This is a genomic window from Rhodococcus sp. MPR-R1B, assembly GCF_058793255.1.
In genome coordinates, this window is record NZ_JBXAFO010000078.1 from 1 (window position 1) to 1,667 (window position 1,667).

Consider the following 1,667-nt stretch of genomic DNA (forward strand, 5'->3'; position numbering starts at 1 on the left):
CCTGAATCCACCGATAGAACTTCCATTGACCGGAGTGTCTAACTGAAGAAAGTGCCCCCTGAACTGGGATGATTTGAGTTCTCACGCAACAAATCCACCAGCTCAGGAAAGGCACTTCCAGTGAAAGTGTCCCACAAGTTCGTCGAAGATTCCGCAGTGTTCAACGAGAACCACATCGTCTCGTGCGCGGGACTGGTCCCGGTGATGACGTTGGCCGAGCAGACCAGGCTCACGGACCTCCTCGCCGAGAAGATCTCGATCACCGCCACGAAAATCGCATCCGGGGCAGCGAATCCGGCACCAAAATTGGTGACACTGATCGCCGGGATGTGCGCGGGCGCGGACAGCATCGACGACATCGACGTCCTTCGCTCCGGCGGCATGAAGGAGCTGTTCGGCAACGTCTACGCACCCTCCACTATCGGAACACTGCTGCGTGAGTTCACTTTCGGGCACAATCGCCAACTCGAATCAGTGCTGCGTGAACACCTCATCTCACTCGCCTCCCGCACCGATATTCTCCCCGGACTCGTCGATCACGCGTTCATTGACATCGATTCGCTGCTGCGCCCCGTTTACGGCCACGCCAAAGAAGGCGCCTCCTACGGACATGCAAAAATCGCCGGAAAGCAGGTCCTCCGCAAAGGACTCTCACCGCTCGCAACGATACTCAGCACCGCCGATTCCGCACCGGTCATCACCGGGATGCGGCTACGAGCAGGCAAAGCCGCATCGGGTAAAGGCGCAGGCCGGATGGTCACCCAAGCCATCGTCACCGCCCGAAAAGCGGGTGCGGTCGGCACGATCCTCGTTCGTGGCGATTCTGCCTACGGCACCCGCTCCGTCGTGACCGCTTGCTTGCGCTCAAAGGTCGAATTCTCGGTCGTGATGGCCAAGAACACCGCCGTCGCGCGGGCAATCGATTCGATTGCCGAAGACGCCTGGACACCCGTGAAGTATCCCGGCGCGGTACGAGACCCCGAGACCGGTGACTGGATTTCCGATGCCGAAGTCGCCGAAACCACTTACACCGCTTTCACTTCCACCAAGACCCCGGTCGCCGCCCGGCTGATTGTGCGCCGCGTCAAAGACGCACGATTCCCGGATACGTTGTTTCCCGTCTGGCGGTATCACCCCTTTTTCACCAACACCACCCGGCTCACCGCCGACGCAGATGTCACACACCGCCGGCACGCGATTATCGAAACCGTGTTCGCTGATCTCATCGACGGGCCACTTGCACACATGCCATCGGGGAAGTTCGGGGCAAACTCCGCCTGGGTGTTGTGCGCGGCGATCGCCCACAATCTGCTTCGGGCAACCGGCGTTCTTGCCGGCGACCGGCATTCACATTCCCGCGGGGCCACGCTCCGACGCAAGATCGTCAACATCCCCGCTCGATTGACTCGACCGCAACGAAAACCGATCCTGCGACTGCCCACTCACTGGCCGTGGACCGCTGTGTGGCTTCGACTGTGGGCCAACACTATCGGGTACAGCCCGCCACCCATCACTTGAAATCTGACCGAATCGCCGACAGCGGCCCGACACTCGTCAATCGTGGAAAAGCTGGGTAGACCAGCGGTCACGCCCTGCCTGGAAACAGTTCTTGCTCGTGTCGTCGATTCGGATCAACTTTCACAAGCTCATCGGTGGATTCAGGCTAA

General features: G+C 60.0%; 1 protein-coding gene. It reads left to right on the forward strand.

What is annotated here, in order from left to right; translation table 11 throughout:
* The first annotated feature begins 120 nt into the window (after positions 1 to 120).
* Entirely contained in the window at positions 121 to 1,518 is a 1,398-nt protein-coding gene (locus AC1Q61_RS32700; RefSeq protein ID WP_075835702.1) for an IS1380 family transposase, read from the forward strand.
* Positions 1,519 to 1,667: the final 149 nt, after the last annotated feature.